Origin of the sequence: Mucilaginibacter pineti (assembly GCF_900101875.1) — a bacterium.
GTDB lineage: Bacteria > Bacteroidota > Bacteroidia > Sphingobacteriales > Sphingobacteriaceae > Mucilaginibacter > Mucilaginibacter pineti.
In genome coordinates this window covers 847,502-872,142 of record NZ_FNAI01000001.1, presented here as the reverse complement: position 1 = coordinate 872,142, position 24,641 = coordinate 847,502, and the positions used below count along the sequence as shown (strand labels likewise).

20 protein-coding genes are annotated in these 24,641 nt (G+C 41.1%); 8 read left to right on the top strand and 12 right to left on the bottom strand.

Translation table 11 applies throughout. The features are described 5' to 3' along the window. Positions 1 to 86: 86 nt before the first annotated feature. Positions 87 to 782 carry a hypothetical protein gene (locus BLS59_RS03510; RefSeq protein WP_091145068.1) on the top strand — a complete coding sequence of 232 codons (696 nt, stop codon included), beginning with the start codon at positions 87 to 89 and terminating at the stop codon, positions 780 to 782. Positions 783 to 901: 119 nt separating this feature from the next. Here BLS59_RS03510 and BLS59_RS03505 read toward each other — a convergent pair whose 3' ends face one another. Further along, entirely contained in the window at positions 902 to 2,275 is a 1,374-nt protein-coding gene (locus tag BLS59_RS03505) for an ATP-binding protein (RefSeq protein ID WP_091144368.1), read from the bottom strand. Between the two features lie 387 nt (positions 2,276 to 2,662). After that, positions 2,663 to 4,909 carry an alpha-N-acetylglucosaminidase gene (locus tag BLS59_RS03500; protein ID WP_162842548.1) on the bottom strand — a complete coding sequence of 749 codons (2,247 nt, stop codon included), beginning with the start codon at positions 4,907 to 4,909 and terminating at the stop codon, positions 2,663 to 2,665. A gap of 243 nt (positions 4,910 to 5,152) precedes the next feature. Here BLS59_RS03500 and BLS59_RS03495 point away from each other — a divergent pair, with 243 nt between their 5' ends. Beyond that, entirely contained in the window at positions 5,153 to 7,345 is a 2,193-nt protein-coding gene (locus BLS59_RS03495) for a glycoside hydrolase family 43 protein (RefSeq protein WP_240315140.1), read from the top strand. Between the two features lie 81 nt (positions 7,346 to 7,426). On the opposite strand, the gene BLS59_RS03490 is transcribed toward BLS59_RS03495, so the two are convergent. Together BLS59_RS03490 and BLS59_RS03485 are read right to left on the bottom strand one after the other, a co-directional pair. Continuing rightward, positions 7,427 to 8,653: a pyridoxal phosphate-dependent aminotransferase gene (locus BLS59_RS03490; protein ID WP_091144362.1), complete on the bottom strand. Its 1,227-nt coding sequence runs from the start codon at positions 8,651 to 8,653 to the stop codon at positions 7,427 to 7,429. 134 nt (positions 8,654 to 8,787) lie between these two features. Beyond that, complete coding sequence (locus tag BLS59_RS03485) at positions 8,788 to 9,186, bottom strand: DUF1573 domain-containing protein (protein ID WP_091144359.1); 399 nt, start codon at positions 9,184 to 9,186, stop codon at positions 8,788 to 8,790. 135 nt (positions 9,187 to 9,321) lie between these two features. Here BLS59_RS03485 and BLS59_RS03480 point away from each other — a divergent pair, with 135 nt between their 5' ends. The 3 genes from BLS59_RS03480 to BLS59_RS03470 are packed head-to-tail and all read left to right on the top strand — an operon-like array spanning position 9,322 to position 13,129. Beyond that, positions 9,322 to 11,754 carry an alpha-ketoacid dehydrogenase subunit alpha/beta gene (locus BLS59_RS03480; RefSeq protein WP_091144355.1) on the top strand — a complete coding sequence of 811 codons (2,433 nt, stop codon included), beginning with the start codon at positions 9,322 to 9,324 and terminating at the stop codon, positions 11,752 to 11,754. A 14-nt stretch (positions 11,755 to 11,768) separates the two neighbouring features. Further along, positions 11,769 to 12,497 (top strand): hypothetical protein, encoded by a 729-nt coding sequence (locus BLS59_RS03475; protein WP_143014039.1) that lies wholly within the window; start codon positions 11,769 to 11,771, stop codon positions 12,495 to 12,497. Between the two features lie 50 nt (positions 12,498 to 12,547). Further along, complete coding sequence (locus BLS59_RS03470; RefSeq protein WP_091144348.1) at positions 12,548 to 13,129, top strand: nitroreductase family protein; 582 nt, start codon at positions 12,548 to 12,550, stop codon at positions 13,127 to 13,129. 64 nt (positions 13,130 to 13,193) lie between these two features. On the opposite strand, the gene BLS59_RS03465 is transcribed toward BLS59_RS03470, so the two are convergent. Next, a complete protein-coding gene (locus tag BLS59_RS03465; RefSeq protein ID WP_205411168.1) occupies positions 13,194 to 13,616 on the bottom strand; it encodes a DUF2695 domain-containing protein in 423 nt (140 codons plus the stop codon). A 155-nt stretch (positions 13,617 to 13,771) separates the two neighbouring features. Here BLS59_RS03465 and BLS59_RS03460 point away from each other — a divergent pair, with 155 nt between their 5' ends. After that, entirely contained in the window at positions 13,772 to 14,557 is a 786-nt protein-coding gene (locus BLS59_RS03460; protein ID WP_091144345.1) for a murein L,D-transpeptidase catalytic domain family protein, read from the top strand. Between the two features lie 61 nt (positions 14,558 to 14,618). Here the strand turns inward: BLS59_RS03460 and BLS59_RS03455 are convergent, their stop codons facing one another. Next, the gene (locus BLS59_RS03455) at positions 14,619 to 16,058 is read right to left on the bottom strand and encodes a L,D-transpeptidase family protein (RefSeq protein WP_240315139.1); all 1,440 of its coding nucleotides are present in this window, start codon (positions 16,056 to 16,058) and stop codon (positions 14,619 to 14,621) included. Between the two features lie 230 nt (positions 16,059 to 16,288). Between BLS59_RS03455 and BLS59_RS03450 the strand changes: the two genes are divergently transcribed. Both BLS59_RS03450 and BLS59_RS03445 read left to right on the top strand, forming a co-directional pair. Continuing rightward, positions 16,289 to 17,302: a glycosyl hydrolase gene (locus tag BLS59_RS03450; protein WP_091144337.1), complete on the top strand. Its 1,014-nt coding sequence runs from the start codon at positions 16,289 to 16,291 to the stop codon at positions 17,300 to 17,302. Then, the gene (locus tag BLS59_RS03445) at positions 17,302 to 17,832 is read left to right on the top strand and encodes a DinB family protein (RefSeq protein ID WP_091144333.1); all 531 of its coding nucleotides are present in this window, start codon (positions 17,302 to 17,304) and stop codon (positions 17,830 to 17,832) included. Before BLS59_RS03450 ends, BLS59_RS03445 begins: the two co-directional genes overlap by 1 nt. Here the strand turns inward: BLS59_RS03445 and BLS59_RS03440 are convergent. The 6 genes from BLS59_RS03440 to BLS59_RS03415 form a co-directional block, all read right to left on the bottom strand. Beyond that, a complete protein-coding gene (locus BLS59_RS03440; protein ID WP_091144330.1) occupies positions 17,821 to 18,447 on the bottom strand; it encodes an HAD family hydrolase in 627 nt (208 codons plus the stop codon). The genes BLS59_RS03445 and BLS59_RS03440 overlap by 12 nt on opposite strands. 10 nt (positions 18,448 to 18,457) lie before the next feature. Continuing rightward, positions 18,458 to 19,672, bottom strand: a complete 1,215-nt coding sequence (locus BLS59_RS03435; RefSeq protein WP_091144326.1) for an MFS transporter — start codon at positions 19,670 to 19,672, stop codon at positions 18,458 to 18,460. 105 nt (positions 19,673 to 19,777) lie between these two features. Further along, a complete protein-coding gene (aroC, locus tag BLS59_RS03430; protein ID WP_091144322.1) occupies positions 19,778 to 20,872 on the bottom strand; it encodes a chorismate synthase in 1,095 nt (364 codons plus the stop codon). A gap of 175 nt (positions 20,873 to 21,047) precedes the next feature. Next, positions 21,048 to 22,340: a 3-phosphoshikimate 1-carboxyvinyltransferase gene (aroA, locus tag BLS59_RS03425; protein WP_091144318.1), complete on the bottom strand. Its 1,293-nt coding sequence runs from the start codon at positions 22,338 to 22,340 to the stop codon at positions 21,048 to 21,050. 6 nt (positions 22,341 to 22,346) lie between these two features. Continuing rightward, positions 22,347 to 23,474: a chorismate mutase gene (locus tag BLS59_RS03420; RefSeq protein WP_091144314.1), complete on the bottom strand. Its 1,128-nt coding sequence runs from the start codon at positions 23,472 to 23,474 to the stop codon at positions 22,347 to 22,349. A gap of 81 nt (positions 23,475 to 23,555) precedes the next feature. Next, positions 23,556 to 24,458: a prephenate dehydratase gene (locus BLS59_RS03415; protein WP_091145057.1), complete on the bottom strand. Its 903-nt coding sequence runs from the start codon at positions 24,456 to 24,458 to the stop codon at positions 23,556 to 23,558. Positions 24,459 to 24,641 lie beyond the last annotated feature (183 nt).

Genomic DNA, 24,641 nt, shown 5'->3' with positions numbered 1-24,641 from the left:
TAGGATTTAGGATAGCGCAATATTGTTATCAAGAAAAAAGCGCATCAATTAGAACCAAAAGGCATCAAAAAAAAATATTAAAAAAAGTGTATAAAATCACCTATAAAACATATTTAAATGAGCGGCTGAAACAAGTGGACTTTCATGGGCAGCTTACTTATCCCTTATATGTACAGGTTACCTTTGAAAGAAAAACCATTTTTTTTAAGAGCTATTATTTTGAGTTGTTTAGTAAACCCCGGTATTTTTTAGTCGTACCGGGTGCCGGGTCTAAGGGGCCGTCTTTGGAGCAGGTTATCGAGAAGGAAAACGAGGTGGTTAATTTTATCCTGAATAAGTTTAAGGATGATTTTTCCTTGGAGAAATTTAAAACTGCTTACGCCTATTATAGCAAAGACCTTTGCGATATAACCGAAATGGGCTTTGTTGATTACCTTTATACTTTTTTTTGGGATAAGGGGTCGCCGCATATCGGGGACTTGATCAAATGGGGTGGTAACCATGTGGTAGCCTATGATCTGCTGCGGGATTTTAAAAGGACGTTTAATAAGGCTTTGTATGATGAACTGGTGGAAAATTCTTTTTACTATGCGCCCCCTTATCTGCCTGTTTACGGTTATATGCAGCAAGCTAAACGCTGGCCTATGCTATGCCTGACGATGATGGAATGGGACAGCGCGGAAACTAAGGCGGATTTTAAAGCGTATGCTGAGAAGTATTACCCCACTATGAAAAGTATCGAACTGATCGGGCAGGTGAACAATTGGCCCAATTATCTTTAAGCTATACTTAAAATTCTAAAATTTGATCATTTCCCGAAATAGTTTCGCTAACTCATCAATACGGCTAATAGTTTTTGAAATCAACGGCCTTGTCATATCATACTGTATACTGTTGAGTATTAGTCTGAAATATTTGTGTCAAGCGTTTGCCCAATAAACCATTCAACATATTGCGGCAGTGCTGTGCCGGCATAATAAGGTAGATTCATTAATAAATACGGTTTTTTATTAGGCGTGATAGCTTTCTCTACCTTGAAGGCACCTGCATACATCCGAATGGCATATGGGTGGTCTGCGGCTTCAATGAACTGATGTAGCGATTTTAAACTACCTGTACTGCCTGATTTTATTTCTATAGGAATAACAAACTTGCCATAAGCGTACAGCAAATCAACTTCTGCATTGGACTGGGCTTTTTCTCTCACCCAAAAATGCGGTGTATGTGCCGAAATACTTTGGACGGATATCAGTTCCTGTGTTACCAAATGAGGAATAATCGCCCCTTTATAAGCACTATTCAAATCATTCATTGCCAGCATTTCCGCCTGAATGCCTAAAGAATAATTGACCAGGCCAGTATCCAGGAATTGTAAACGCGGCGCTTTCTTCAAATCGGCCTTCAATGGCGGGTGCAGGTCTGTGGTTGGGTATATCAAACGTACGATCTTTGCCTCGTCAAGTGTTCTAAATGCTTCTCCTACCTCGCGTGACCGATAGTTGGAATTTCCAAAGCCCTGAAACTTTACACGTTCGTCCAGGTACAACGGTGCAGTATCCATTAAATGTTTAATGATTTTCCTTTCTGTGTCGTTGGATGTATATTTTTCTACATCATTTTTATAGGTTCCCCAAACGCTTTCATAAATAATCCGTAAATCTGAAAGGCTATGTTTCTCAACGTCTGTTTTTATTACTTCGGGCATACCGCCGATAATCGCATAACGATGAAAGGCATCCATTAAGGTTTGATGTGCAAAAGCTTTTACCGGAACCTGCTGCAATTGCTTTAGCAATGGTTGTTTTCCGGTGGCTTCCAGATATTCCTGAAAATTCAACGGGTGGAGATATAAAAATTCCACACGGCCTACCGGGAAGCTATGTACTTTCTGCATCGCAAACTCCAATAATGAACCTGCGCTGATGACATGAAGCGTAGGTATTTCTTCATAAAAATAGCGCAATAACTGGATCGCCTTGGGGCTCTCCTGAATTTCATCGATGAATAAAAGGGTATCTGCGACAGCCGATGAAGGAATATTATGTGCTAAAAATAAAGCTTCAAAAATAGTCTGAACATCATCAAAGTCATCAAAATAACGGCGGTCTGCCGGCTTCTCCAGGTTGAGTACAATAGCGTGTGCGTACGTTTTGGCAAAATCGCGTATCAATGTGGTTTTGCCAACCTGACGTGCGCCTCTTATGATAAGCGGCTTACGCGCTGTGCTTAATTTCCAGCGATTAAGATAATCTTCAATACTTCTTTTAAAGGCCATAATAGCGAGCTTATATCAAATGTAACAGAATAAGGGCAAATTTAAGGTTATTTTGTAATAAAATAAAGCCTATTTTCATGCCGATTTGTTATAGAATAAAGGCAAATCGTTAGAAGCTTACACAAAATATGTGACGGGTAAACCTAAGATTATTGCATTAAATAAAATGTTATTCTGTATATTTGTTATCAATAAGCAACAGCATTATTTGGTTTGTTTGGGTGGTGACCTATTCGGTGACCTCAAAAGACTATAAAAACATAAAGAGCTGACTAACAGCGACAAATTCAACATTCGTCGTTCCCTCCGGCTCCACTGAATAAAAACCGTAAATCAAACATATGTTTGATTTACGGTTTTTTTGTTATAAGTTGTTAAATTATTGAATTATAGATATAAAGACCATTTTTTATATAAGTCAGTGCATGTTTGCAATGTGTTACCTGATGGTTTTGACGGGAATTTTTGCTCAACCTGGTTTTTGCCAGTCCAATCCCAATCGAACTTTGCGCGCAGTTTGTTAAAAGCCACCATGTCTGGTTCCTGTCCTGTTTTTATTGTCTTTCGCAACTCGTTGAAAAACAGTTCCCAGCGGAGTTTATAATAAGAGCCAATCAAACCCGACCAATCTTTTGAAGCGTAATCGGAGGTTACATTGTCTTCGCCACCCCAGGTAGTAATTAACACCCTTGCGCTTTTCTCGTAATAGTTTTTCTCTTCAGGGGTAATTCCAAAGCTTCTTGCCTCATCAAGCCAATTGCCCAATAACAGCTCGTGCTGGGTAGCAGTTAATGTGTTTACATCGTCGCATAACGATGAAAATAAGTGCGTGTTTTTCTCAAATGCAATTTCATTTTTTGCATAGTACGCTTTACTAATAGAATCTCGCAGGGATGCCGCCAGGTTAACAAAAACCTGTTTTTCCAACAAAACCAAGTCCCGGTTGTAGTGAAGCGATGATTTGGATGAAGAATCGGCAAGAAACATGGTTGGCAATATGTTAGCTAAGGTTGAGTAATCATAATTGCTAAGGGAGGTGTAATCGCCATGACCTTTCAGCATTGGTTTGGATTGTACAATGTTTCCTAATCCCACACCAGAAACCTGATTGTTATAAACAATCGGCAAGAGTTTTTTCCACGCAGCTTGTACAACAGGATCTTCATTACCCGCTCTGCTATTGGCATATTCCCTTATCCAATCGGTGGTGTTGGCCGCATTTTTATTCCATGCGTAGTCAAACAACCATTCAAACATAAAATCGTTTACACCAAATCCTTCCAGTGTTGATCCTATGCCAGCCATTTGTCGGCTATTAGGGTCGTTTTCGGCAGCGGGTAATAATTTGGCTACCTTTAACAATGGTGCTGCAAGCTGTGTATTGCCTCCAAAATTCCCCAAATAGCACCAGATATATGGCGCGTTGAAAAAGCCATCGGTTGGTCGCCAAATTTCGGTTTGCTCGGTAAAGTAATCAAGCAACACCATCTTGTTGGCAGGCACGGCCTTTATCATAGCCTCCAGGCGCGGGTTTGTCCAGTGAGCACGATCGTAATAAAACGTCCATCCCATTTGAACCCAGGTGGCGGTGGCATCAACAGCTTTCATACCACCGTATATTGTTTTAGCTACACTTGCTAAATAACTTGCTTCCCAACTTGGCGGGTTCATTTCGTTAAAAGGATCGGCGCCGTAATAATGATCTGTTCCTAATAGTTTTTGTTGCTCGCTCAGGTACGCTTTCTGAATCTTTACAAACAGCGGATCCATAGGGTCAAGGAAAAAAGCATCATTTTCAGTGCCTGTATCATAAGAGCCCAGATCCGTAACTTTCATGTTCGGGAATTTAGCTTTTAAATCTTTTGGTACATGACCTGCAAATGCCGGCAGAATAGGGGTCATACCAAAACTTCTTTCCCTTTTTAATATTTGTTTTTGCAGGGAAAACTGGTTGTCGATGAAACTTTGTGGTAGTGGGCCAAGCCAGCGATCTAAATTACCCATTCGTTGCCACGGCAAATGTGAGGGGCCGGTAAAAAAGGCGCGGCTTTGCGCATCCGTCATGCCAAATTGTTTCCAAACCTTTTGCCAAATGTATTCTTGCCCGGTAATTGCCAATGGCATATTAATACCATTTAAAGCCATCCAGTCTATTAATCGTTCCCAATCATTCCATTTCCACCATAGCATGGTGTAGCCAAACGTACAATAGTTAAGAAAAAAACGTTTATCAAACCGGCAGGCTTCTCCTTCTGGCTTTGTTATAGCGGGTAAGTTCAAAGGTGCTTTAATAACATCATTGGCGTACCAGCTTACAGATATATGGCAGTAACGCTTTAAATAGAAATTAAAACCTTTTGCCATAGATAAGGTATTGGTGCCCTTTATCAATATTTTACCGGCCTTACTTTCAATATAAAAGCTGTCGCGCTTGTTTTTCGGAGCAATAGTTTCTAATATAAAAGAGGATGATTTTCCAGGTAATATCCGTTCTATCAAGGCAAGTGTTTCAGTGCTGTTAGTATCATTGGATTTTGCAGGTTTTGCAAACAGGTTATTGCCTAATAGCATTCCTAAAAAGATAAGTAAAACAAAAAAGTTCAGGTTGATCTTTGGAAACTGATGATGTGACATTGTGGGATTTTTTTTGAGTAGAAGTATTTGCATATTGATGTGATATCTCCAAATCTATAATTATTATCAGCCTGCAAATTATCCGTATTTACCACGTTTTTTACCGAAATTATCAAGTTTTTGATTAGAATAAGGGACTTTATTGGTTTTTTGGATAGAATATGGATTGTTTATTAATTGTTATTTAAACAATTAATAAATAATCGTATAATTACCGTCATAAACCAAATAATCCAATTATTAATGAAGCAGTTTTTGAAATTTATAGCTATAGCCTTGCTTGTAATGCTTGGTTTTTCGGTAGTTAATGGGCAGGTAAAACGCGCCAAAAAGCCCTCGGCTAAAGAATCAAAAGGTGAAGAGTTAACCAATAGTGCCTATTTATTTGTGTATTTCACAGGTAATAACAAAACCGACGAGGCTATCCGCTTTGCCATAAGTAAAAATGGCTACAATTACTTCGCCCTTAATCACGATCAGCCGGTTATCAATTCCGAAAAAAATAGCTCCACCGGAGGGGTAAGGGATCCGCATATCCTGCGAGGTGCGGATGGGAAAACCTTTTACATGGTAGCTACAGATATGGTTTCTGCTCATGGCTGGGACTCCAACAGGGCAATGGTATTACTAAAGTCAACAGATCTGGTTAACTGGTCGTCATCTGTGGTTAACATTCAGCAAAAATATCGCGGACAGGAAGATTTGCTAAGGGTATGGGCTCCGCAAACTATTTACGACGAAAAAAAAGACAAGTACATGATCTATTGGTCGATGAAGAATGGTAATAATCCCGATATTATTTACTACGCTTATGCCAATGCCGACTTTACCGATCTGGAAGGCGAACCGAAGCAACTGTATTATAATCCTGGTAACAAATCATGTATAGATGCCGATATTATTTTAAAAGATGAGAAATATCATTTGTTTTTTAAAACCGAAGGAAATGGAAATGGCATAAAACAGGCTATATCGGATAGCTTAACCGGTGGTTATGTGCTACAGGATAAATACTTACAGCAAACTACTTTGCCTGTAGAAGGGTCAAGCGTATTTAAGCTAAACAACGGGAGCGGTTATATTTTGATGTATGATATGTACACCAGTGGCAAATACCAGTTTACTTACAGTAAGGATCTCGAGAATTTCAGTATCCCTGAGCAGGAAGTATCGATGGATTTCCATCCACGGCATGGTACAGTTATCCCTATTACCACTAAAGAAGCGGAAGTGTTGACTGCTAAATGGTTTTCAGCACCCGAAGTTCTAATGACCGCACATTCACCATTTATCAAGAACAAGAATATAAGCTTTGATACTACAACCTCAACACTAAGTTTGCTGCTAAAACCCGATGCCAGTATCAAAAAATTTAACCCTGATTTCACGGCGTTTCCCGGAATTACGGTTTACCCGAAAGGGGCTACGGATTTTTCAAAAGGGCCGGTTAGCTATAGGATTAATATTGCAGGTAAAGGGCCAAAGCTATTAAAGGTCAGTGCTTTAAAATACAACAATCCGGTGCTTGACGGTTATTATGCCGATCCCGAGGTGTTGTATTCAAAAAAGACAAACAAGTATTACATATACCCTACCAGCGATGGGTTTAACGGCTGGTCTGGTACTTACTTCAAGGCATTTTCATCGCCAGATCTGTTGCATTGGAAAGATGAAGGTAAGATCCTGGAATTGGGTAAAGATGTTAAATGGGCCGATCGAAATGCCTGGGCGCCCTGTATAGAAGAAAAAATGATTGACGGTCGATACCAGTATTTCTATTATTTTACTGCTGCCGCAAAGATAGGTGTAGCCGTAGCCGATAATCCTACGGGGCCTTTTAAAGATTCTGGTAAACCGTTGATCAGTGCTTATCCGCCAGGAATTACGGGTGGTCAGCAGATAGATCCCGATATTTTCACCGACCCTGCGACAGGTAAAAGCTATTTATACTGGGGTAATGGTTATATGGCTGGTGCCGAGCTGGCCGACGATATGACCCATATAAAAGAGGAAACCATAAAAGTAATCACTCCCAATAAAGATTTCCGGGAGGGTACCTACGTGTTTTTCCGCAAAGGTATTTACTATTTTTTATGGTCTGAAAACGACACACGGGATAAAAATTATTGCGTAAAATATGGCACATCAACTTCGCCGCTTGGCAAAATAACGGTAGCGCCAAATAACCTGGTAATCGCCAAAGATGCTTCGGCAGGTATCTACGGCACAGGGCATAACTCCATTTTACAATTGCCTGGTAGTGATAAATGGTATATAGTTTATCACCGGTTCAATTATCCCAAAGGCATCCAGATGGGCGATGCCGCCGGCTATAACCGTGAGGTATGTATAGATAAGTTAGAGTTCAATGCAGATGGTACAATAAAGCCTGTTATACCAACTCATCAGGGCGTAGCAGCTGTTGGAAAGAAATAAAGCGGGACTCAAAATACCACTATAAACAATAAAACCCGACTTATAAGCCGGGTTTTATTGTTATGGAATAACTGTAAATGATTACTTGCCAACTGCTAACTGCGCACTGCTAACTGTACGCCCGGGATATACTTTTAATGCTTCTTCAAGGCAAACCATCGCGCTTTGTAAGTCGTTGTTATTGAGTACGTATGCCATGCGTACCTCGTTAAGTCCTGCACCGGGGCTGCTGTAAAAGCCGGTTGCGGGCGCCATCATAACGGTTTGGTTGTTGTAACTAAAAGTTTCCAGCATCCATTGGCAAAACTTATCGGCATTGTCAATAGGTAGTTGGGCAACAACATAAAACGCGCCTCCGGGATTAGGGCAGTAAACACCGTCTATTTTATTTAATGCTGTTACCAAAGTATCACGACGGCTGGTATATTCTTTATTTACCGCTTCAAAGTAGCTATCAGGTGTGTCAACTGCGGCTTCTCCGGCTATCTGCTCTACCATACCGGCACTTAGGCGGGCCTGGGCAAATTTTAACCCTGCGGTAAGTACGGCTTTGTTTTTGGTGATAAGGCAACCTAAACGGGCACCGCAGGCGCTGTAACGCTTGCTTACCGTATCCATCACAATCACATTTTCATCCAATCCATCTAAATGCATCGGCGATATAAAGGTGCGGCCGTCATAGCAGAATTCACGATATGCCTCGTCGGAGAATATATACAGATCATATTTCAAAGCCAATACCTTTAAGGCATCCAACTCATCCTGCGAATACAAATAGCCCGTGGGGTTATTGGGGTTGCAAATAATTATAGCCTTTGTTTTGTCGGTTATCAGTTTTTCAAATTCGCTGATAGGGGGCAGGGCAAAACCGTTTTCTATGTAGGATAAAATGGGTTTTACCACAATGTCGCTCTGGCTGGCGAAGCCATTGTAATTGGCATAAAACGGTTCGGGGATAATCACTTCGTCACCGGCATCCAAGCAGGCCATCATAGCTATGGTAATAGCCTCTGAACCGCCTGTGGTAACTATTATGTTGTCCGGAGTAATGTTGTAACCCAGTTTATTATAGTATTCTGTTAATTTTTTACGATAGCTCAATGTGCCTTCGGATGGGGTATAGGCCCAAACTTTAAAATCAATATTTTTAATGGCATTCAGCATGCCTTCCGGGGTTTCAATATCGGGCTGGCCGATATTTAAGTGGTAAACCTTTTTGCCCTCCAATTTAGCTTTATCGGCAAAAGGTGTTAATTTACGTATAGGCGATGCGGGCATTCGCTGCGCTTTTTGAGATATTTTTGGCATGTGCAAAATTAATAAAAAGATAGGATAGACAAGTTTATTACCGCCCACAAACAAAAAAAGACCCTAAAAGGGTCTTTCTGTTTATTTTGTTCACTTAAATGTAATTAAGTAATATTTTTGATACGATGGTAAAACTACCTGCTTGAAGCCGGTTTTGCTATCACTTCGCCAATAATGTTCAAATATTTTTCGGGCGTTACAGCGTTTGATTTAACAACAATTGTTTTGTTGAAAGGCTGTGCCGAAGCCGCATTATAAGTGATTTTAATGGTGCCTTTATCACCGCTTTTTACCGGCGTTTTTGTATAATCGGCAATGGTGCAACCACATGTTGGCTTTACTTCGGTAAGTATAAGTGGCTCTTTACCAATGTTTGTGAACACAAAAACAGTAGTAACAGGTGTTCCTTGAGGTACTTTACCAAAGTCGTGTTTTTCTTCGTTAAATTTGAACTCGGCCTTTTCATTATCTTGTGCCGATGCAGTAAAGGCAAAACCTAAAATTACTGCGCAAATCATTAATATCTTTTTCATACGTTATATTTGATTAACACAAATATAAAAGGTTTAACGTAATATCAAAACTATTAGTAAATCTCCATGTTTTGTTGTTACTATACCAATTACAGAATAGAATTTTATAATTTTACCGTCTAAACAAAATTTTATATGCCTGAAACTGCAATACGTGCCGCCAGTAAATTTAATACCGCCGAGCTAAGTTTTGATGATTTCAAAAAGATTGTGATTGATGATTACCGTATTGGCTTCGAGAGCAGGCAAGCCAGTTTAATTGGTAGGAGAGAGGTTTTAACCGGAAAGGCAAAGTTTGGAATATTTGGCGATGGTAAAGAAGTTGCCCAACTGGCTATGGCCAAGGCTTTTCGTGCCGGTGACTGGCGCGCAGGCTACTATCGCGACCAAACATTTATGTTTGCCACCGGCATGAGTAACTTAAAGGAGTTTTTTGCCCAGTTATATGCTAACCCCGATATAGAAAAAGATCCCGCTTCGGCAGGCAGGCAAATGAATTGCCATTACGCAACCCGTTTTGTTAATGCCGATGGCAGCTGGGTAAACCAAGCCGAAACGATGAATTGTTCGTCGGATATATCTACCACGGGTGGGCATATGCCACGCTTACTGGGTTTGGCTTACGCATCAAAATTATATCGCCAAAATAAAGAACTGGAATATTTGAAACAGTTTTCGGTAAACGGAAATGAAGTTGCCTTTGGTACTATAGGCAATGGCTCCACATCTGAGGGATTGTTTTTTGAAACATTTAATGCCGCCGGGGTGCTACAAGTGCCTATGGCGATTTCTGTTTGGGACGATGCTTACGCTATATCGGTGCCTGCAAAATTGCAAACTACGAAAGAAGATATTTCAGAAATATTAAAGGGATTTCAGCGCGAGAATGGTTCAAACGGATACGAGATATTTAAAGTAAAAGGCTGGGATTATATTGCCCTTTGCGAAACTTATGCCCGCGCCATTGCTCTTTGCCGCGAGCAGCATGTGCCGGTATTGATCCACGTGGTGGAAATGACACAGCCGCAGGGGCATTCAACCTCCGGTTCGCATGAGCGCTATAAAACAAAAGATCGCCTGGAGTGGGAAGATGATCACGATTGTTTGCTAAAAATGCGCGAATGGATGATAGCATCTGCCATATCAACAGAAGTTGAATTGAATGATCTTGAAACAGAAGCAAAGAAATATGTACGCGATTGCCAGCGCGAAGCCGCCGCAGAAATGGCAGCTGTAATAAGTACTGAACTTGACGAGGCTGCTAAACTGATAGATCAGCTTGCCGAAAGTGTATCTTTAAAGGACGAGCTTTTGCAAATTTCTAAAGCGTTGCGTGGGGGATATGATTCGGGCCGTAAAGATGTTTTTGGCGCTATCAGAAAAACCTTGCGAATAACAGCAAAGGAAGATTCGACAGAAAGGCAAACACTCGTGAGTTGGTTAAATGCCGAGAAAATAAAAAATGACGAACGGTTTAACTCTAAATTGTTTTCAGATACACCACAATCACCTTTAAATGTTGCTGTTGTGCCTGTTACTTATAGTGATGATGCAAGGCTTTTAGATGGTCGTGAAGTGTTAAACGCTTGTTTTGATCTTAACTTTGAGCGTGATAAAAGTATTGTTGCCTTTGGCGAAGACGTAGGTGCTATAGGCGATGTTAACCAGGGATTTGCCGGTTTACAAAATAAATTTGGCGATTTGCGGATAACTGATACCGGTATTCGCGAGGCTACCATAATAGGGCAGGCAATGGGCCTTTCCATGCGCGGCTTAAAACCTATCGCCGAGATCCAATATCTTGATTACCTTATTTACGCCATGACCGTTATCAGCGATGATATTGGCAGTTTAAGTTACCGTACCCGCGGCGGCCAAAAAGCACCGCTCATTATCCGCACCCGTGGTCACCGTTTAGAAGGGATCTGGCATTCGGGTTCACCAATGGGGCTTATCCTTAGCGCAATGCGTGGCTTTCATATTTGCGTACCGCGTAATATGACGCAGGCTGCCGGTATGTATAATACTTTGCTAAGGGGCGATGAGCCTGCGTTGGTTATCGAAAGCCTGAATGGATATCGCCTAAAGGAAAAATTACCGGCTAACGTTGGTGAGTTTACAGTTCCGCTGGGCAAGGCCGAGATCTTGAAAGAAGGCACGGATATTACCGTTGTATCATACGGCTCAACGCTACGTATTGTACAGGAAGCAGCTGTTGAGCTCGAGAAAATGGATATCCACATTGAATTGATCGATCCGCAAACCTTGTATCCATTTGATACAGATAATGTTTGTGGTACTTCGTTAAAGAAAACCAGTAAACTTTTGGTTATCGACGAGGATTTGCCGGGCTCTGCTTCGGCCTATATCATTCAAAATATTGTGGAAGCACAAAAAGGCTATTATTCGCTTGATGCGCAACCCCGTACCTTGACTGCCAAAGAGCACCGTCCACCTTATGGATCAGATGGCGATTACTTTAGCAAGCCTTCAATTGATGATATTATAGAGGCTGCATATGCCATCATGAGCGAAGCTAACCCCACTAAATATCCGGCGATATTTTAATTCTCTAATAAGAAATGAAAATTATTATTTGTGCAATGCTCCTATTGATCTCAATAAAGAGTATTGCACAATATCCTTTTGAAAAGAATAAAGCTATAACCTATACTAAAGTCACATTTAGACAAGGTGCTAATAAGAAGGATTCCTCAATAATGTTTTTTGCTAACTATAAAAACTACAGGCTTGAGTTGACCGGAAAATGGATTAACATTAATCAGGACAGATCAAAGTTTTTGCTTTTTTATAAGAATAAACTTATAAAAACAGGATGGTCGTATATTGATGACAGTATGCTTTACCAATTAGAGCCATTATACATCGCTGATATAAATGGCGATGGATTACCAGATTTTAAAATTGCAGCTATTAATGACGGTAGTGGGTTAGCCGGTTCAATGGTGATGAAAGTGTTTTTATTTGCTCAGGATAAAAAGCATTTTAAAATGATATCTTTTGGCGATTTTTATGGCCATTCAAACAAGGAGTATGATTTTAATAACGATGGCAATTACGAAATTTTAGGTCAAAATTATGTGTCGTATAAAAATCATGCATATTGGTCGTTTGATTTGTATAACTACATAAACGGTACGCTTGTTAACGTAAGTTCCAAATATGGTTATCCCATAATGACACCTTTTTTATATTCAAAAGTCGACTATAACGTTACTAAAAGAATTCCTAAAAATAGGATGAAACAGTTTTCATTAAAATTGCCAGATCTTTACACTTCAGACAAATAATTGTCTTAGTTATTTTTTAATTTGCGCAATTCTATATAAAAACATTTCCTATGGATTCTGCTACTTTCGTTGCCCTTTCAAATACTATTAAAGCCCGTCGTACCATCAAAGCAAATATGATGAACGGCCAAAAGGCGCCAAACGCACATATTGCCGCATTACTTGAACTTGCCGACTGGGCGCCCACTCATGCATACACCGAGCCCTGGCGATTTATCGTTTATGAAAATCCCGCTGAGTTTTGCGCTCAACACGCTGAAGTTTACAAAGCAAGCGTAAGTGCGGACGATTTTAACCCAACTGTTTACAATAACCTCACTCACCAGGGCGATCTGGCATCGCATGTAGTGCTGGCTATTATGCAGCGAAGCGCCTTAGCCAAAATTCCTCTTTTTGAAGAGGAGGCAGCCGTGTCAAGCGCTATTCAGAACATTTTGTTAGGGGCTACCGCCTTAAATATGGCTTCGTTCTGGAGTACTGGCGGTGCAGCTTTAAAGCCTGCCATGAAGGATTTTTTACAGCTGCGCGAAGAAGACAGACTAATGGGCGTGCTTTATCTGGGTTATGCAGATGTGCATCCCGAAGGAAAAAGAACCATAGCGCTTGAAGATAAAATTAAATGGGTTAAATAAATTATCCGAACTGCTAATTGGTATAAGGGACAGGTAATTCTTTAGGGTGAGTTTGAAAATTTATTTATAAATTTTCAAACTTTTCTTCGATATTGAAAAGAACTTCGCAATCGCAATATCCACCATATTCATTTAGCCATAGTACTACTTCTTGCAAAGGTAACTGATGGATGCTTAAGAACTGTTCAGTAAATCTCAGCGTGTGATCGCATTCTTCGATTCCCAGTTTTTCATTCAATACATCAAAAAGATTAAGAAAGCCAGTTATTTCCATTGGAAGCCCAGAAATAAATGTTTCTTTTTCTTTCCTTTGGAACTCTTTCATTAATTGTCGCTGCCTTAACTTTTCTTCTTCTGACTTCATAAAGCTTGAATCTGTAACGCAATAATAAGTATTGTTTGAGCCTTTATTAATAAATGCTTTATCATTTACATTTTTAGAATAACCTTTTCCATCCTTGTTTCGTATAATTGCTTTATTTAACACTTATTTTCATTTAAGTAAAAAAATATACTCGGATGACTTGCGGTTAATTAAAAAATTATACATTTGTAATTGTCCGGTAACCTAATCCGGACGATTCCAGTCTGAACCTGTTGCTTTTTTTAAACTAATTGATTTAAAATTAACTCAAAACAAGTATGAGGAAACATCTTTGGTGTGTCACATTGGCTATCTTATTTTTTTCAGCAACTATAGTAAGTTGGAGATCGTCAGGCGCGAACAAATCAAACGGTGGTGTAAACGCATCCCTTTCAGCAAAAGAACTTTTTAACCAGTATGTGAATAATTTATACCAGGCGGCTAATTTACAGCAGTCAGGTTTGGCTTTTGACGTTTTTGAAAAAGCAGTTACCGGTTATACTAATTTAGTACTCGCCCACAAATTACCTTCAAATAATGGTGTGCTTACCGTGGTTGATTTCAAGAAATCAAGCCGCGAAAAGCGTATGTGGATAATCAATATCCTCAGCAAACAGCTTTTGTTAAATACCTGGGTAGCACACGGGCAAGGCAGTGGTATGGAAATGGCCGATAAATTTTCAGATAAAAATGATTCGCACGAAAGCAGTCTGGGCTTTTATTTAACTGATGATGTTTACATGGGTAAACACGGCCGCTCATTACGGTTGGATGGATTAGATACGGGCTTTAACAGTAGCGCCCGTTACCGCAGTATTGTGATTCACGCAGCCAATTATGTAGGACAGAGCACTATAGATCAAACCGGACATATAGGCCGCAGTTTTGGTTGCCCCGCAGTGGCACCTAAAGTTGCCAACCAGGTTATCAATACCATCATGGGTAAAACAGTATTGTTTATCAGTGGAAACGATGATAGCTATACCTCAAAATATTTAGACGAAACAGGCCCGTTAAATTTAATGGCTGCCGATACGACAGCTTTCGACATAGCTAAGCTGTGATACAACCTTATCCAATTATAAATCTGCAATGCCCGGCAATACCAGCCGGGCATTTGTTTTTTTAGATTCCTAATATTTTTTGCAGATGTGCGTAAAGCACAATATCCAATCCATACACATCGGGCCTGTATTGCAGGGTGCCGTTTTCATCGGCCCAGCAGGTTACATAAGTTATGTATATCGGCGTCTTTTTAGGCAGGCCGATGTTGGTAGGCTCGGGGTTATCCTCGCTCATATCTTTGCTTATGGTATCAAAATCCTCACCCTCACCAAACAGGTTTTTAGCCAGCGCCTGCGGGTCGCCAAGCCGAACGCAGCCATGACTTACGGCACGCATCGCCTTTCTGAAGGCAGATTTTGCAGGTGTATCATGCAGATAAACACTGCTCTTGTTTTTAAACAGGAATTTAATTTTACCTAACGAGTTATCCTCGCCAGGGCGTTGTTTGAACTCATACTGCAGGTTATCCTTAGTAACCGTAGACCAATCGATATCCTCAGGGTCTTCAACTATTTTACCATCCTTGTAAACATCTATATTTTTATTGGAGAGGTAATACTTGTCGTTAGCGGCTTCTACAATAATTTCTTTAGTGGCAATGCTATTAGGGATATTCCAAACCGGGTTAACATCTACACTGTGTATTAAACTGTTCAGTTGTGGCGTTTCGCGCGGAAATGGCTTGTCGTTGCGGGCGGTATCGCCAAACTCAACAAGCGATTCTTTATTATCCATATTGCGGCCCTGCCCAACGCAAACCTTCATGTTCAGTACCGATTTTCCATCCTCAATTACGTCAAGCTTAAAATCGGGAATGTTCACGTATACATACTTTGATTCGTAAGGTTTATTTCTCCAGCGTAAACGCTCCAGGTTAACCATCAAATAACGTTTTGTTTCTTCTTTAGATAAGCCGGGCTGCTCTGCGCCGCTCATTAATGCTTTCTGTAAAGCGATGTATTGCGGACTTTTAGGTTGAATACTATCTAAGTACTCTTTTATGCTTTTAGCGGCAAATACGGCCTTCATAGACGTGCTATCGGGACGTTTAGTGGCCGTAAAGTAACGAGAGTACATAGTTTTAGGGTTCAAAATTCCAAACTGCAGCGCGTTTGAATATTTTATAAGAGTGCTTGCCGTAAGTAGCTCTAATTGAGCCAGGTTATGATAAGCTTCATCTGTAGATTTAATAGCGTCTTTACTCTTAAATTTGGCAACCAGTGCTTTAATAGCATCGGGTTGAAAGAGGTTTGCATCAAGGCCATGTTCATTTGCTTTGTTATAGTACTCGGTTAATGCATCGAGGTCGCCGTTGGCTAAATGATTAAGTGTAAAAGTTGGTTGATAGTCATTGGCAATATAATATGTTTCAATTACCGGTTCATTAGCAATGCTTGCTTTTTGAGTTGCAAGTTCTTTTTTAAATGCTTCAGCGTATAATTCGGGATCTACATCTTTAAAAATCTTATTCTGGGTGATCTTAAAAAGATCATCGGCCATTTCTGAGTGCTTTTTCTTACAGCTTTGGAACGTGACCGGCAAAATAAATGCAATTAATAGAAGAGGTAACGGGGATTTTTTAATAGTGAAAAAGGTCATGTTTCGAATTACTGTTAAATATGGCACATTTATAGCAATAGCCATACCATAAACACGGTTTGTTTTTAATTAAATTTGAAAACGGACATTTCATCATACTACTTTAACATAATATTGAAATTTCATTAAAAATGAAGCGGTTCTTGTTATTGACACATTTATTGTTGTTACCTTTTACGTTGCAGGCACAGGGTTTTAAACCCGTAAATAAGGATGCATCGCCGGAGGCCGTTAAACTGCTGGCCTTTTTTTACAACATAAAAGGGAAGCATATACTCTCGGGGCAACAAAATTATAACAACGATTTAACTATATTTTCAGATAGCGCGAAAGCCATTTCGGGTAAATACCCTGCTATATGGGGTTCGGATTTCATGTTATGGGGAGATAAGGACCTGGGGCAAAAAATGGTCAATGAAGCTATAAAAAAATGGCAGGACGGTAATATTGTTACTATAATGTGGCACCAGGGCCGGCCAACCGATAAACCACCTTATGATTGGAAAAAAAGTATCCAGGGAAAATTAACCGCCGCCGAATGGGATTCATTAACTACGCCTAACACAGCCTTAAATAAAAAATGGCTGGATCAGATAGATTATGAAGCACACTATTTAAAGCAGCTTAGGGATGCGCATGTACCTGTTTTGTGGCGCCCGTATCATGAAATGAATGGCGTTTGGTTTTGGTGGGGAGATAAAAAAGGCGAGAACGGGATAGCCAAACTTTGGAAAATGATGTATGACCGCTATACCAATTATCATCACTTAAATAACCTGATATGGGTATGGGGCGCAAATGGATTACGGGATATTCCGTTTGATGAGGCTTATGATTATAGCCTCTATTATCCCGGAGCTGATTATGTGGACATTTTGGGCGCCGATGTATATCATTTTGACTACGAACAAAGCGACTATAACGCCTTGCTTAAACTGGCCAACGGCAAACCTATAGCCCTTACCGAAACCGGCGAACTCCCCAAACCCGAAGTACTGAAAGCACAGCCCGAATGGACCTGGTTTATGGTATGGACAAGCTGGCTATGGACAGATAACACGCATGACAGGGTAAAAGAGGTTTACAATCTCCCTCAAACCCTCAACCACGATGAAGTTAAAACCATGCTTAATCAACAAAAATAATGGCAGCCGGTAAACTACCCGAGGTTTGGCTGCGCGGCCCGTTAAATGATATGCCAGCCTTGTTGCAACCTGTAGCCCATGCACTGTTACAGGCCCGTGATGAATTGAATTTGCTAATGAAAGATTTCCCGGATGTGTTGTTGTGGCAAAAGGTTGCCGGCATGGCATCGCCCGGGTTTCATCTGCAGCATCTTACGGGGGTATTAAACCGCTTGTTTACTTATGCCAAAGGTGATGGGTTAAGCGAACAGCAACTTAACTATTTATCTGCAGAGGGCAAGCCCGTTTATCATACAACTACCCGCTATCTGGTTAGTCAGTTTAATCTTGAAGTTGATAAAGCGATAAACCAACTTTCTCAAACAAACGAAATGGTATTAACTCAAGTAAGAGGAGTAGGCAGGGCGCAATTGCCGTCAACTGTTATTGGCTTATATGTACATTCTGCAGAACATACTATGCGCCATTTGGGGCAATTACTGGTTACTGTGAATGTTTTAAAAAATGAAGCTTCGACTCTAAGTAAATAGAATCACTGCATCTTTAAGTGACGGGGACGAATGTGTCACCTTTGCGCCGATATGTTTGCCCTCTGGATCAAATAAAAAGGTATCGATGCCAAGTGCTGTAGCCGCTTTTATTTCAGATTCCGGGTCGTCGCCAATAATCAACAGGTCAGCAGGCGTGTAAGCATTCTCATTCATAATGTGTGCAAAAATGTCCTTCTTGGTAGCTTTGGATTTCTCCGGATCTACAATATATATCGCTTTAAAATCTGCTTCGATGCCCAGAAGCCTTACTTTACTCCACTGTAATTTGGTAAAGCCGGTGGTAACCAGGTACTTTTCAATTTGGGTGTCGCTAATGTGTTTGTAGTCGCCAAAGGGCTGCATTGGTTTATCGTACTCCAGATTCTTTAATATATCAGCACCCTTATTTTTAGCAGCTTCGCTGAAATTGTATTGATCGGCAACATGCTGGTACGGCCTCCTGGTCATTTCATCTTTTACACTGGCTACCGTATCAAATCCTAATTCGTCGGCTAAGGAATCTATAAACTCAAACACTTTTGCAAACAAGTCGCTGGAGATGGAACTTACCGGGTATATGGTATTATCGAGGTCTAATATTATAGCTTTTTTCATGGTAGATAAATTAATTAGTAATTGCAATTTTCGCCGGGTTGGTAACACTTTTTAAGATATAAAATCCCGCCGCAGTAAATAAACATACACCGCTCAGCACCCACCACAGCATATTAAAACCGCCGTAAGCAATTACCTGGCTGCCCAGCGGTGGAGCAATAACCTGCGCTGCCGACCACGACATGCTGTAAAGGCCTGCATACTCACCACGGTTGCTGTTATCAGCGCGACTGATCCAAAATGTATTGGTGAAAGGCATGCTTATGATTTCACCAAGGGTAATTAAAACTACCAATAGTATGGCAATTAGCGCAGTATGAGGAAGCAGATTTAATAACGCAAAGCACAATCCTGTTAAAAGGATGCCGATGCAAATATAAGTAAGCGGATTCCTTTTGCCTTCAAGCTTATGAACGATAACCATTTCAATAAGTACAATAAGCAAACCGTTAAGTGCCATCAGGAAACCGATAAACCGCTCATTGAAGTGCCATTGCAACTTATAAAATACCGGCTGCATTATAAAAAACTGGAAAAAACAGGTAGCAAAAAGTATACAAAGGAAAATAAAAACGAGGTACACCTTATCTTTATAAGCCGATGAAGAAGTGATAGTCTTCGCTATCGCCTTAACTGATTTTACAATGTGCGAGCGTGGCATCAGCCTTAAAAGCAATAAGGCCGCAAAAATATTTGTACAGCCGTCAACCCAAAAAAGTAAGTGATAGTTGAACGAAGCCAGCAGTCCTCCAATGCCGCCGCCAAAGGCCCAACCTAAATTGGTAGCCAGTCGGTTTAGTGAATAGGAGCGGGTTTTATTATCGTCGGTACTGTAATGGGCGATAGCTGCCGAGTTTGCCGGCCGGAATGATTCGTTACAAATGCTCAAAATAAATGTGCCGATAGCAACGCTTGTGAACGTATGCTGATAACCTAAAATGATAAACAACAGGCCGCCAATGAGCAATGCGCCAACCTGTATATCGTAAAAACCTATCTTATCTGTTAGTTTGCCGCCTATAAACGAGCCGGATATAGCACCTATACCAAAGAACCCCATGATAAAGCCGGATTGTACAATGGTAAAATGCAGCTGCTGAATGGTGTATATGCTCATGAACGGCACCACCATAGTACCGCTTCTGTTAATAAACATTACCAGACTAAGGTACCAGCTATTTTGGGATAATCCCCGGTAGGCGTTTTTGTATAACTGGATGAGCATTGGGCAAAAATAGATAGAAAGGTTAAAGGCGAAAGGATAAAGGTGAAAGGTTTTTTATTATTTCCATACCTGACCTTTATCCTTTCGCCTTTAACCTTTAACCTTTTACCTTAAAATAGAGTTTCTGTTCCTCAACCAATGATCTGCCAGTACAAGTGCTGCCATGGCTTCAACAATAGGTACAGCGCGTGGAACCACACATGGGTCATGACGGCCTTTGCCCGATATTTCGGCATCGTTGCCCTGGCTATCTATAGTTGCCTGCGTTTTCATGATAGTGGCTACAGGTTTAAAGGCTACTTTAAATTCAATAGGCATGCCATTGCTGATGCCGCCTTGTATGCCACCCGAGAAGTTGGTGATGGTACTTACATCTCCTAAATGAGATTTTACGAAGATGTCGTTATGCTCAGAGCCACGCATTTCGCTGCCTGCAAAGCCAGATCCAAATTCGAAACCGTGTACCGCGTTAATGCTTAACATGGCCTTGCCCAAATCGGCATGTAGTTTATCAAAAACTGGGTCGCCAAGGCCAACGGGGCAGTTTTTGATGTAACAGCTAACTTTACCGCCAACGGTATCACCATCTTTGCGTACACTGTCTATAAATTCAATCATTTCTTCGGCAGTGGCCGGATCGGCACAGCGAACGATATTTTTTTCGCGTTCGGCTATAAAATCTTCTATGTTTTCGATGCTTACGTTTGGCGCGTTTATTTTACCTACACTACTTACATGGGCCGCTATTTCAATTCCCTGGGTTTTTAGTAAAAGTTTGGCCAAGGCACCTGCGGCAACACGTGCCGCTGTTTCGCGAGCCGATGAACGACCGCCACCACGGTGGTCACGGATGCCATATTTTGTTTGATAAGTAAAATCGGCATGTGACGGACGAAACACATCTACATTATGCGTATAATCCTTCGATCGCTGATCTTCATTTGGGATCAACATTGCAATGGGGGTACCTGTGGTTTTACCTTCAAACACACCCGATAATATCTTTACCGTATCGCTCTCTTTACGTTGAGTAGTAATTTTTGATTGACCAGGCTTGCGTTTATCCAGCTCGCCCTGTATATAATCCAAATCAACCGTTAACTGTGCCGGACAACCGTCAATTATTACCCCAATAGCTTCGCCATGCGATTCGCCAAAAGTGGTTATTCTGAATAGTTGTCCGAATGAATTGCCTGCCATTTTAGTAGATATGAGATGTTAGATATGAGATTTGAGATTTTTCAAATATCACAAAATGCTTTGTTAATTATTGTCATTGCGAGGAACGAAGCAATCCCATTTGCAAGGTGTTCACTTTTCCTGTGAGATTGCTTCGTTCCTCGCAATGACAAATTGGATGTGTTTACCTTTCAGTTTAACCTTCAACCACAATTTCCTCAACCTCAAACCCAAGTTTTTCCAGATCGGTCCAGAAAGCGGGGTATGATTTTTCAACCACGGGGCCATTCTCAAACTCCAGTTGTGGTACAATAAGTGCCAGCGGAGCAAAAGCCATAGCCATGCGGTGATCATGATAAGTATTGATGAACATGCGTTCTGGAATAAACCTTTCGCTGCAATCAAGTTTATAAACCTGGCCCTTTTCAATCAGTTTAACGCCCATTTTTGCCAGTTCGGTTTGCAGAGCCAGTACACGGTCGGTTTCTTTAATTTTTAAAGTTTCCAGGCCGGTAAAAGTAGCCTCATGACCAAGAGCCGCGCATACCACGATAACGGTTTGCGCCAGATCTGGGCATTCCTTCATATCAAAGATCTTGCGGCTAAGCGGTTTGACTTCTTTCAGTAAATGTACACCACCATCTTTAAATTGCGAGGTGATGCCAAAGTTTGCCATGATCTCAGTAATCACACTGTCGCCTTGCAGGCTGTAGGGAGTGAGGCCGGTTAAAAATAATTCAGCCTCATCTGCCAATGCGGCAATGGCGTACCAGTAGGAGGCTGCGCTCCAATCAGGTTCAACGTGTAATGATGTCGTCGCAAATTCCTGATTTGATATTGCAATGACGTTGCCCTGCCAGGTGTGCTGTATATTTGCACTTTGCAACATCGCTAACGTCATTTCAACATAAGGGCGCGAGGTTAATTCGCCTTCAATATGTAATTCCAAACCAAAAGGCAGCCGGGCAGCGATAAGTAACAAAGCGGTAATATACTGACTGCTAATGTTTCCTTTAATACTGATCTTACTGGTATGCTGCTCGAAACTGCCTTTTAGTTTTATAGGGGGATAGCCCTGATTTTCTTCATATTCAATATTGGCACCCAACACCTTCAACGCATCAACCAATATTCCTATTGGCCGCTCCTTCATGCGTTTGCTGCCTGTTAAAATTACCTCATCATCTTGTATGGCATAATAAGCTGTTAAAAAACGCATAGCTGTGCCTGCCGGACCGATATCTACTATCTGCGGACATTCGGCTGTAGATAGAGTGTTTGCTGCTAACTGTCCGCTACCAACTGGCGATCTTAAAATGCCCGCCAGCAACACAGCATCGGCAGCATCAGATACATTTTCCACCTTAACCTTGCCGTTGCTTAATGCTTCAATTATAAGGGCGCGGTTACATTCACTTTTTGAACCCGTGAGGTTCACCGTGCCGTTTATTAGCTTATTATTTCTTTTCAGGATGATGTTCTGCATCATTATAAATTATACGTGGGTCAATTTTTCTGCTGCTTGTCCGGCTTCGTTCTGGTTCATGATAGCCGTTTGTCTGCTAATAGATTCGCTGTGTAATAGCTCCAATAATTTCTCGGTAAACTCGGTACCTAATTTTAATGCTTTGGCGTAGTTGGTACGTTTTTGAACTATCTCATCCCAACGGCCAACTTGCAGTATGGTTATGTTGTTGTCTTTTTTGTAGTTACCTATTTTGTCGGCAATTTGCATACGCTCGGCAATTTTCTGGATCAACAGGTCATCAATTTTATCAATTTGCTGACGCAGTTCTGCAAGCTTATCATTTACCGCAGCATCGCGGGTTTCTGGCTTACGTAAAGCTAAATGATCAATAATGTCGGCTAATGCAGCAGGAGTAACCTGTTGTTTAGCATCTGTCCAGGCTACGCTTGGGTCGATGTGCGATTCGATCATCAATCCTTGCATGTCAAGGTCTAATGCTTTTTGCGATATATAACCAATAAGGTCGCGGTTACCTGAAATGTGGCTTGGATCGTTAATTAAAGGCAATTCTGGCGCTAATGTTTTTAATGCGATAGCGATATCCCACATTGGCTCATTACGGAAAGCTGATTTTTCGTAAGATGAAAATCCGCGGTGGATAGCCGCCAACTTGGTGATACCTGCATTATTGATACGCTCTAAAGCGCCAATCCACAAAGAAAGATCAGGGTTAACCGGGTTTTTAACCATTACAGGGATATCAACACCACGCAAAGCATCGGCAATTTCCTGAACGGTAAAAGGGTTAACTGTTGAACGGGCACCAACCCATAAAATATCAACGCCAGCTTTCAAAGCTTCTTCTACGTGTTTTGCAGTTGCAACTTCAACAGCAGTTGGCAATCCGGTTTCTGCTTTGGCGCGTTTTAACCACTCCAAACCAATGCTGCCGATACCTTCAAACTCTCCCGGACGGGTACGTGGTTTCCAGATACCTGCACGTAATGCAGAGATGCGGCCTGTTTGGGCTAATAAATGAGCTGTAGCTACCAATTGATCTTCAGTTTCGGCACTGCATGGGCCCGCTATTACTAATGGTTCTTTACCGGTTTTAATCCAGGTATGAAGCGGCTGTATGTTTAAATTAAGTTTCATTGTTTTGTTATTTGTCCGGTTGTTTACCGGGGATGTTGGTTATATTTTTATGTTAATTATTTGCTTTTTGGGGCCTGATGTTTATACGCCACGCCGGATGTTGATGTACCTCCGGGGGCGTTCAGTTTTTTGTGGTTTGGGTGTGCTTAAATCCTCTTCGTGTCGTTCATATTCGCCAAGTATGTTAAAGTTGTGTGTGTATTTCAGGATCTGCCGTATGGCGGCATCAAATTGTTTTTGCTCATCCCACTCAATGTCTACATAAAAGTTGTATTCATTGCGTTTGCCTAAAATGGGCATCGACTGTATTTTGCTCATATTAACGCCTTCGTTGGCAAAAATATTAAGCACCTTGGCCAATGAACCAACCTTATTACTCACCTGGAAACAAAGCGATGCTTTATTGGCGTTTTTCTTCTCCACATTATCATGATGGGTAAGGATCAGGAAACGGGTAAAATTCTTTTTGTTTGATTCGATGCGGCGTTCCAGTACATCCAGACCGTAAAGCTTTGCAGCAAGGGCGTTTGCAATGGCAACAGTATCTGTTAATTGCTCATCACGGATGCGTTTGGCACAAGCGGCGGTATCGCTGCTTTCCACAATTTTAAGATGAGGGTACTCGTCAAAAAAATCAACACACTGGCGCAGGGCAATGGGGTGCGAGGTAACATATTTTACCTGGTCGAACTTTACACCGGGTAAGGCCATTAAATGCAGCTGGATGGGTAAGTAGATTTCGCCCACAACCGGAAAGCCGTAATCAAGCAGTAAAGTGTAGTTTGGCAATATGCTGCCGGCAATGCTGTTTTCAATAGCCATTACCACATAATCTGCCTCGCGGTTCTTTAAACGTTCAAAAGTTTGTTTAAAAGAGTTGCACTCTATCATCTGTGCGTTTTCTCCAAAATATCTCAGGCCCGCTTCTTCATGAAATGAGGCGCGGATCCCTTGTATGGCAACTCTTGGTTTTTCTATTTTCATAACCCCTGTTAAAGCAAAAAGTCCCGGCATTTTGTGCCGGGACTTTTTAAATTCTTTATGTGTGTTTAGTACATATTAGTCCCGGCTCTTACTGTTAAAGTAAAAGTAGTAACCATAAAAATATGCACTGTTAAATTTCATTTGTTTTTTATTACGTTGTAAATGTACGGTAAAAAATGTTTT

What these genes read in the sequence shown, in the direction of transcription:
- BLS59_RS03475 (WP_143014039.1), top strand. Translation starts at nt 11,769, where the DNA reads ATGAAAATTATTATTTGTGCAATGCTCCTATTGATCTCAATAAAGAGT.
- BLS59_RS03485 (WP_091144359.1), bottom strand. Translation starts at nt 9,186, where the DNA reads ATGAAAAAGATATTAATGATTTGCGCAGTAATTTTAGGTTTTGCCTTT.
- BLS59_RS03500 (WP_162842548.1), bottom strand. Translation starts at nt 4,909, where the DNA reads ATGTCACATCATCAGTTTCCAAAGATCAACCTGAACTTTTTTGTTTTA.
- BLS59_RS03495 (WP_240315140.1), top strand. Translation starts at nt 5,153, where the DNA reads ATGAAGCAGTTTTTGAAATTTATAGCTATAGCCTTGCTTGTAATGCTT.
- BLS59_RS03455 (WP_240315139.1), bottom strand. Translation starts at nt 16,058, where the DNA reads ATGGCCGATGATCTTTTTAAGATCACCCAGAATAAGATTTTTAAAGAT.
- BLS59_RS03450 (WP_091144337.1), top strand. Translation starts at nt 16,289, where the DNA reads ATGAAGCGGTTCTTGTTATTGACACATTTATTGTTGTTACCTTTTACG.
- aroC (WP_091144322.1), bottom strand. Translation starts at nt 20,872, where the DNA reads ATGGCAGGCAATTCATTCGGACAACTATTCAGAATAACCACTTTTGGC.
- BLS59_RS03480 (WP_091144355.1), top strand. Translation starts at nt 9,322, where the DNA reads ATGCCTGAAACTGCAATACGTGCCGCCAGTAAATTTAATACCGCCGAG.
- BLS59_RS03420 (WP_091144314.1), bottom strand. Translation starts at nt 23,474, where the DNA reads ATGAAACTTAATTTAAACATACAGCCGCTTCATACCTGGATTAAAACC.
- BLS59_RS03435 (WP_091144326.1), bottom strand. Translation starts at nt 19,672, where the DNA reads ATGCTCATCCAGTTATACAAAAACGCCTACCGGGGATTATCCCAAAAT.
- BLS59_RS03505 (WP_091144368.1), bottom strand. Translation starts at nt 2,275, where the DNA reads ATGGCCTTTAAAAGAAGTATTGAAGATTATCTTAATCGCTGGAAATTA.
- BLS59_RS03460 (WP_091144345.1), top strand. Translation starts at nt 13,772, where the DNA reads ATGAGGAAACATCTTTGGTGTGTCACATTGGCTATCTTATTTTTTTCA.
- BLS59_RS03470 (WP_091144348.1), top strand. Translation starts at nt 12,548, where the DNA reads ATGGATTCTGCTACTTTCGTTGCCCTTTCAAATACTATTAAAGCCCGT.
- BLS59_RS03445 (WP_091144333.1), top strand. Translation starts at nt 17,302, where the DNA reads ATGGCAGCCGGTAAACTACCCGAGGTTTGGCTGCGCGGCCCGTTAAAT.
- BLS59_RS03415 (WP_091145057.1), bottom strand. Translation starts at nt 24,458, where the DNA reads ATGAAAATAGAAAAACCAAGAGTTGCCATACAAGGGATCCGCGCCTCA.
- aroA (WP_091144318.1), bottom strand. Translation starts at nt 22,340, where the DNA reads ATGATGCAGAACATCATCCTGAAAAGAAATAATAAGCTAATAAACGGC.
- BLS59_RS03490 (WP_091144362.1), bottom strand. Translation starts at nt 8,653, where the DNA reads ATGCCAAAAATATCTCAAAAAGCGCAGCGAATGCCCGCATCGCCTATA.
- BLS59_RS03440 (WP_091144330.1), bottom strand. Translation starts at nt 18,447, where the DNA reads ATGAAAAAAGCTATAATATTAGACCTCGATAATACCATATACCCGGTA.